This window comes from Deltaproteobacteria bacterium (genome assembly GCA_026712905.1).
GTDB lineage: Bacteria > Desulfobacterota > Binatia > UBA9968 > JAJDTQ01 > JAJDTQ01.
On sequence record JAPOPM010000273.1, the window covers coordinates 1 to 7,738 of the forward strand.

At 65.3% G+C, this 7,738-nt stretch carries 7 protein-coding genes; 4 read left to right on the forward strand and 3 right to left on the reverse strand.

The features are described 5' to 3' along the window. Both OXF11_22105 and OXF11_22110 read left to right on the forward strand, forming a co-directional pair. A partial coding sequence (locus OXF11_22105) for a hypothetical protein (protein ID MCY4489780.1) occupies positions 1 to 382 on the forward strand: 382 nt, incomplete at its 5' end. A 62-nt stretch (positions 383 to 444) separates the two neighbouring features. After that, positions 445 to 1,473, forward strand: a complete 1,029-nt coding sequence (locus OXF11_22110; protein ID MCY4489781.1) for a methyltransferase domain-containing protein — start codon at positions 445 to 447, stop codon at positions 1,471 to 1,473. 112 nt (positions 1,474 to 1,585) lie between these two features. On the opposite strand, the gene OXF11_22115 is transcribed toward OXF11_22110, so the two are convergent. Then, the gene (locus tag OXF11_22115; protein ID MCY4489782.1) at positions 1,586 to 3,874 is read right to left on the reverse strand and encodes an MMPL family transporter; all 2,289 of its coding nucleotides are present in this window, start codon (positions 3,872 to 3,874) and stop codon (positions 1,586 to 1,588) included. Between the two features lie 49 nt (positions 3,875 to 3,923). Beyond that, positions 3,924 to 4,115, reverse strand: coding sequence for a hypothetical protein (locus OXF11_22120; GenBank protein ID MCY4489783.1), 192 nt, complete (start codon positions 4,113 to 4,115; stop codon positions 3,924 to 3,926). A gap of 207 nt (positions 4,116 to 4,322) precedes the next feature. Here OXF11_22120 and OXF11_22125 point away from each other — a divergent pair, with 207 nt between their 5' ends. Further along, positions 4,323 to 6,008: a thiamine pyrophosphate-binding protein gene (locus OXF11_22125; GenBank protein MCY4489784.1), complete on the forward strand. Its 1,686-nt coding sequence runs from the start codon at positions 4,323 to 4,325 to the stop codon at positions 6,006 to 6,008. Between the two features lie 21 nt (positions 6,009 to 6,029). Here OXF11_22125 and OXF11_22130 read toward each other — a convergent pair whose 3' ends face one another. Beyond that, positions 6,030 to 6,941 (reverse strand): NAD(P)-dependent oxidoreductase, encoded by a 912-nt coding sequence (locus OXF11_22130; protein MCY4489785.1) that lies wholly within the window; start codon positions 6,939 to 6,941, stop codon positions 6,030 to 6,032. A gap of 170 nt (positions 6,942 to 7,111) precedes the next feature. Between OXF11_22130 and OXF11_22135 the strand changes: the two genes are divergently transcribed. After that, the coding region (locus OXF11_22135; GenBank protein ID MCY4489786.1) for an MFS transporter at positions 7,112 to 7,738 on the forward strand (627 nt) is incomplete at its 3' end.

Sequence of the window (7,738 nt, forward strand, 5' to 3'; positions counted from 1 at the left end):
AATCCGCGAGCACTCCATCGGCCTCGATGCGCGCCTGTGGGTGCTGGCGACGCCGGTGGACGGCACCCTCATCGACATGTCGTTGGTCTCGCAGGTGCGGGAGATACGCAAACCGGCGCGGAAGATCGCAGGCCTGGGGTTCCTCCCGGTGGGATGGCGCGCTCCCATCATGAACCGGTTCCTTGTGTCCCAGCAACGGCATGACGTCCTGCAGGACGTGGTGATCTGGAGCCGCAAGCAATATCGATCGCGCCCGCGCCTTTCCCGTACCGACGGCAAGATCATGCCCTTCAGGCGCTACTGCGCCCAGTTCTATCCAGACCCCCGCGCGACGCGCGACTCGCCGGTGAACTCAACCCCCAGGCCGACGAAGTTGGGCTAAGGCCCGCGCGTGGGAGCCGGCCCGAGAAACCAGGAATCTGAGGCAAGGAAGGGCAAACCGTCATGCAATTCGGCAAGCTGCCAAACGCGCTCAAGGAGGCGTACCACGGGTCGAACGTGAGCCGTCGCGTGCAACACTTCGACGGCTGGATCGACCGGGCGACGCCGGAGGCCGCGAGGGGGTACGATCATACCGAAACGGTGAAGGACTACTACGACCTCTGCAGCGAGTTCATGGTGTGGGGTTGGAGCGAATCCCTGCACTTTGCGCCGCTGACACCGCAGGAGAGCCTGGAAGACTCCATTGTCCGGCATCAGCGGTTGATGATCGCCAAGCTGGAGTTGCGAGAGAGCATGACCGTGGTCGACGTCGGTTGCGGGATTGGCGGCCCGATGCGCCGGGTCGTCAGTGAGTCCGGCGCCAGGGTTGTGGGGATCAACAACAATGCGATCCAGTTGGAGAAGGCGAAAACGTTGAACCGCGAGGCGGGGCTCGACGGCATGGTCGATTACGTGACGTGCAGTTTCATGGACATGGGAGTGATCGAAGACAACACGTTTGACCGGGGCTATGCCATCGAGTCAACGTGCCATGCGCCGGACAAGCGACGAGCGTTCGAGGAGATATTCCGCATCCTGAAACCCGGAGCACTGTTCTGGGGGCAGGAAATGTGTCTGACGGACAAGTTCGATCCAAACGACAGCCGCCACCAAGCCGTCAAGCGGGACCTCATGCGCGGTATTGCGCTGCAGGACATCGCCACCATGACGGATGTGAATCAGGCCCTGGAAGCGGCGGGATTCCAGGTCATCGAGGGGATGGACCGGGACGTCAAGGAGGGGCCGTCCACACCATGGTACCGACCCATGGAGGGTCGGCGTGGAATCCTGGGCAACGCCTTGTGCAGGCTTCCATGGGGCCGCAAGGTGTTAATCGCGGGCTTGAACCTTGCCGAGGCGCTGCGGCTGTTTCCCAAGGGCTCCACGGAAGTCGTCCGGCTCCTGGACCGGACCGCGGACGCCTATGTCGCGGGCGGCAAGACGGGCATTTTCACGCCGTTGTACTGCTTCCTGGCTCGCAAGCCGCTATAGGCCGTGGCCGGCGTCGACCCTCGCGCTTCAGCCGCGCAAGCTCGCCTGTCTTTCCCAGACAGCAAGGGACCTCGTGACATATCGCCGCTACGCCCTCCTTACGGCCGCTGGATCAGGTTTTCCGGTCGATGGCCATCAGCAGGGGCGGAAGGAACAGCAGATCGAGGACCAGCGCGAAGCCGAGGGTGAGCGCAACCAGCAGGCCGAGCATCCAACTGATGGCGAATCCCGACGTGGCGAACACCAGGAAGCCCAGCACCAGCATCATGGTCGTGGTGAAACACGCACTACCGACCGAGTTGAAGGCGTAGCGCACCGCTTCGGGCGAGGAAAGGCCCTCGCGGCGCGACTTCAGATACTTGGCCATGATGTGAATCGTATCGTCGACGACGGTGCCGAAGGCGATGGCGGTGACGAGAGATCCGGCCGGCCCCACCTCGCTGTACAGGTAGCCCCATACGCCGAAGGCCATCGCCGAGGGGATGAGGTTGGGCACGAGGCTGATGAGCCCGAAGCGGACGCTTCTGAAAATCGCGATCAGGATCAGCGAAATGACGATCATGCCGGTGACCGTCCCCCACAACATGCTCAGGGTATTCCGTATGGCCAGATGGGCGAAGACGAGGCTGTACCCCGATGCCTCGTTCGCCAAGTCGGGCGCGTTGCCGCGGAGCCAATCCTGACCGCGCACTTCGAGGGCGCGTAGTTCCTCGGATTTCAGTCTGCGGAGCGTGACGGTCATGCGCGTCGCGGACTTGGCGATGTTGATGCGGTTGTTGAGGTCCATGCCGAAGGGAACCGAAAGCTCGTAGAGCAGCAGATACTGCGCGGCAAGCCGGGAGTCTTCGGGCAGCCGGTAGAAGGCCGGGTCGTCGCCGTGCATGTTCTTGTTGAGGCGCTTCATGATGTCCGAGAACACCTGGACATGCGCCGTTTCCGGCTGGGCGCGGTACCATTCGGCGAAAGCGTCGACCTTGCGCAGATAGGCGGGATCGGTGATGCCGCCGTCACGCCCGGCGTTCAGGCTGTATTCCAGGGTCTCCACGCCGCTCAGGTTCTCGATGACGAAGTCCGTATCGCGCCGGAACTCGTAACGCTTGTCCAAATGAGTGGTCCAGTTGTCGGTCAGCTCGACGCGGGGCACCCCGGCCACCAGGGCGACGGCCACGGCGGTTACGGACCAGAGCAGGAGCGTGCGGCGGGCCACCACGAAAGCGCCGAGGCGTTGGAAGAAAGCGGAACCCCCGGCGCGTGCCGCACGCGCGCGCAGCGGCAGTACCGACAGCAACGCCGGCAGAAGTGTCATGGAATACACGTAGGCCACCAGCATGCCGACGGCCACCAGGTTGCCGAGTAACCGGAAAGGCGGCGAGTCCGAGGCGTTCATGCTGAGGAACCCGATCATCGTCGTGGCCGTCGTGAGGAAGACGGGCCATGCGTTGTCCCGCAGCGATTCGGCGATGGCCGCGTCCCGGTCCAGGCCCTGGCTCATGCCGGAATTGATGGTCCCGATGATGTGGACCGAGTCGCAGATGGCGAGGGTCATGATGATAAGGGGAATGCCGGAGTTGGCGGCGTTGAGCACCAGCCCGGTCCAGCCGATGACGCCCATGGTCGAGGCGACGACGAAAATGAGCAGAATGACGATGCCCATCGTGCCGAACAGGGAGCGCAGAAGAAAGGCGCCGACGGCCACGATGACGAGGAAGGCGGCGGGCGCGAGAACCCCCATATCGTCCTGGGCCGCCTCGGTCAGGACCTGGTTCACGAAGACATTGCCGGTAACGTGATAGGCGATATCCGGATGGGCTGTACGGGCCTTGTCCAGGAGGCCGCGGAGATAGTGGTAAGTCTGGATCTCGGCGGCGTCCGAATGCTCGGGCAGGGTGAAGCTGATCACCAGTCCGGCAACGCGCCCGTCGTGGGAGACGAGACGGCCCGCGACGCTGGGCTCGGCTAGCGCAATCTTCCTGATCCGCGCGAGGTCTTCATCGTTGAGCGATTCGGCGCCGTCCACGAGCCGCTCGACCTGGAGGTCGTCCTCCACCGACTCGCTGTGGTTGTAGTTGGTAAGGGAATCGACCCGGCTGGACCAGGGCACCTGCCACGCGGCCTCGGTCAGCTCCTCGATGGCGCCGAGGGCCTCCCGGGTGAAGACCGAGCCCCCCTCGGGCGCCACCGCGATCAACGCCGCATTGGTGGCCGTATAGGTATCTTCCAGGGCGTCGTACGCAACCAGTTGAGGATTGTCCTCGTCCAGCATGTCGCGCCAGTCGTTGGAGATGTGGAGGAACTGGAGACCGGCCGTCAGAAACAGCATGACCGCCACGGACGACGCGAGGACGAGCCACCGGCGGTGCAACATGAATGCGATGTAGCGGTCGAGTAGATGCGAGTGCATGAATTCGTTCCAATAGTGGGGAACCGACGCCGCCGTCAGCCCAATCCCGTCAACCGAAGGCGGTAGCAAACTCGGTGACGAGGTCGCAATAGGTGTTCTCGTAATTCTGGTAGTCCGTCGTGCGCTCGTCCCCGCCGCCGCGTTCCGCGCCGCCGTAGCGGCGGTCGTAGTCCCGGATGCGATCGGCGACCTGGTCGCCGGATTTTGCGTCTCTCAGAATGTGGGTGAGTTTGGATGTCAATGGGATGCCTTGATCGGTGGCACCTGGTACGTTGCCTAGGACGAATGTTCGAGAAATGGCATATTCCTACTAGATAAATCAATAGTCAATTGAGCATGGACGGGCGTCCATGCGGAGCTGTTCCCTTGCCCCCCGCGGTCAAATAGGGTAGGGCATTCAACGCGCCCGCGGGGGCCTTGGTTTCACGGAACGTTGGGGGGTGAACCGGTGAGCGTCGATAAGCAGAGCCGCAGGATGTCGGGCGGCCACGCGGTGGCGTGGTCCTTGCGCAGCGAGGGGGTGCGGCACGCCTTCTCCGTGCCGGGCGAGAGTTACATCGCCCTGTTGGACGGGCTTCGGGACGTCCCCGAGATCACCCTCATCACCAACCGCCACGAGGGCAGCGCCTGCCTCATGGCCGAGGCCTACGGCAAGACCACGCGCACGCCCGGCGTGTGCATCGTCACCCGCGGCCCCGGCGCCACCAACGCCAGCATCGGCGTGCACCTCGCCAAATACGACTCGACCCCGCTGGTCCTGCTCATCGGCCAGGTGGCCCGGGCGCACCGGGGCCGGGAAGCCGGCCAGGAGATCGACTACACGCACTTCTTCGGCAGCATCGCCAAGTGGGTCATCGAGATCAACGACCCGCGCGACGTGCCGCGCATCATGGCGCGGGCGTTCCACGTGGCGCGCTCTGGCCGTCCCGGTCCGGTTGTGGTGTCCCTCCCTCGGGACATGCTCGAGGAAGAGGCGGACATCACCATGGTGGGTCCCTATCCCGAGGTCCGTCCGAGCCCGGACCCGGCGCAGGTCCGCGAAATGGTGGAGCGCGTCAACCGGGCCGAGAGACCGGTGCTCCTGGCGGGTTCCGGCGCCCAGTACGCGCGCGCCCGGGACGAGCTCGTCGCCTTCGCCGAGAAGTTCCAGATGCCGGTGCTGAGCGCCTTCAAGCGCCAGGACGCGTTCCCCAACACGCATCCCCACTACGTCGGCAACCTGGGCAGCCGCAAGAACCACTCGCGCCGGATCGTGGATGAGGACGCCGACCTGCTGCTCATCGTCGGCTGCCGGGTGAATCAGCAGGTGTCGGGCGGCTACCGGCTGCCGCACCCGGGGCTGACGACCATCCAGATCGACGCCGACGCCGGCAACATCGGCCAGAACTTCAGCCCGGACATGGCCGTGCTGGCGGACCCGCGCAAGGCCCTGTCGGCGGCGCTGGAGTGCGACGGCGCCGGTCCCAACGAAGCCCGCGCCGCCTGGATCGCGGACTATCACGCCCAACAGCGGCGCTACGCCACCCCGCCCGAGCGCCCCACCGGCGCCGTCTCCATGGAACGGGTCATGGCGGACATCAAGGCCACGGTCCCGCCGGACACCATCCACACCCACGACGCCGGAAGCTTCGGCGGCTGGGTGCAGCGCTACATCGAGTTCGACCACGCCGATTCCTACATCGTTCCCAACCTGGGCAGCATGGGTCCGGGCGTGCCCGCCGCGGTGGCCGCCCGCTTGGCCCATCCCGACCGCACCGTCATCGCCCACGTGGGCGACGGCGGCTTCCTCATGACCGGTCAGGAACTCGCCACCGCGCGCCAGTACGGCGTCAAGATCATCGTGATGGTGTACGCCAACGGTTCCTACGGCACCATCCGCATGGACCAAGAGGCGCAGTATCCGGGGAGGAACTACGGTACCGACCTCGTCAACCCCGACTTCGCCGCGCTCGGCAACGGCTACGGCGCCCTGGGCCTCAAGGTCACGCGCGATGACGAGGTCCTGCCCGCGCTCAAGCAGGCCCTGGCCTCGCCCGGCCCCGCCCTCATCGAGGTGCTGACCGACCTGGAGTACGTCTCCCCGAACACCACGCTGACCGAGGCCGCCGCTTCGCGGAGCGTCGCGGCGACATAGGGGCCGGTCCGGAGTTCGCGCTCACTCCCGATTCAGTTCGGCGATATAGTCCCGCAAACCCGCCTCGAGCTTGTACTCGGGCGCGTAGCCCAGTTCGCTTCCGGCCCGGGCGATGTCCATGCGTGGCCGTGCGGGCGTAAGCGTGCCCCGGCGCAGGCGGATGTCCGGGAAGATGGCGTGCAGCGCCGCCTCCACGTCCGCCACGGTGGTTAGGGTGCCGCTGCCCAGGTTGTAGACGTCGTGGGACAGCGGAGCGGTGTGCACCGCCCGCACAATGCCGTCGGCGAGGTCCTTGACGTAGACGAAGTCCACCGTCTCGTAGGCGTTGAGCACCGCCTCCTCCCCGGCCATGGCGGCCCACACGGCTTTCTGCACCGCCACCCCCGGGCCCCCGGCCACCGCCCGGTACCCGTACACCCCCGCGAAGCGCAACATGACCAGCTCGAAGGCCTGTCGGGCCGCAAAGGTCCTGAGCACGTGCTCGCATGCCAGCTTCGAGGCGTTGTAAACCCGGCCGCGGCCGTCCAGCGGCGAGTCTTCCCGGAGCAGATCCGTGGGCTCCGCATCCTGATACACGGCTTGGGTGCTTGCGTGCACCAGCCGCCTCACGCCAGCGAGCCGCACCGCTTCCGCGACGTTGAGGGTGGCCACCAGATTCACCTGGAAGCCGGTGTAAAGGTTGGGGATGTTGTTTTCGCCCACGGACGCGGCCAGATGGATCACGACTTCGGGATTCACTGTCAGAAAGGCGTCCAGCAGGGCGGCCAAGTCGCAGATGTCGCCTCGAATCAGTGGCAGGTCCTTGCCGGTCACGTGGCGGACGTAGTCCGGCTTCGCCACCACGTCGAAGAATGTCACCTCGTCGCCGCGCGAGGTCAGCTCCGCGGCTACGTGGGAGCCGATCAATCCCGCGCCGGTAATCAATACACGCATGTGGGTCTCCCTTTCCGCTTCCGAATGTCATTCCCGCTTCCGCGGGAGTGACCGGTGCGGGTTGCGAGTTCGCGCCAATCTACACCAAACCCGCCGCCGGGTCTATTTTTCGAGGTGCAAGCGCTACCGCCGCGTTTCCCATCACATGTAAACCCTGCTACCCGTGACAGGTGATCACAGGCGGTTCAACACGGCGCGTCGAAGCACCGGACCGGATCTACTACGGCTGGTACATCGTCGCCGTCGGGTTCATCGCCAACGTCACCTCCTCCTTCGCCCTGGCCAGCACCCTCAGCATCTTTCTCAAGCCCCTTACCGCCGACCTGGGCGTGTCCCGCGGCGTCTTCTCGCTGCTGCGCTCTGGCGAGGGGCTCATCAGCGCGTCCATGGCCCCCGTCGTGGGGACGCTGGTGGACCGGCACGGCAGCCGATGGCTCGTGACCGGGGGAGCGTTGGTGGCGGCGGTCGGCTATCTCATCCTGAGTCAGGTCGAGGTCTTCTGGCACTTCGTGCTGGTGCGCTGGACGTTGGTGACCGTGGGCGATGCCCTGCTGGGTTACATGGTGATCAACGTCATGATCTGCCGGTGGTTCATCCAGAAGCGTGGCCGCGCCATCGCGTTCTCCAGCATGGGGATCGGGTTCGCCAAGATCGTGATGCCGTTCCTGGTGGCGTCGCTTCTGGTATCGCTGGGCTGGCGTCACACCTGGGCGCTTTTCGGTGCGTTGACCGTTCTGCTCGTGGCCCCGGCGCTGATCTACATCCGGCGCTCACCCGAGGACATGGGACTCCATCCC

What these genes read in the sequence shown, in the direction of transcription:
- OXF11_22110 (MCY4489781.1), top strand. Translation starts at nt 445, where the DNA reads ATGCAATTCGGCAAGCTGCCAAACGCGCTCAAGGAGGCGTACCACGGG.
- OXF11_22115 (MCY4489782.1), bottom strand. Translation starts at nt 3,874, where the DNA reads ATGCACTCGCATCTACTCGACCGCTACATCGCATTCATGTTGCACCGC.
- OXF11_22130 (MCY4489785.1), bottom strand. Translation starts at nt 6,941, where the DNA reads ATGCGTGTATTGATTACCGGCGCGGGATTGATCGGCTCCCACGTAGCC.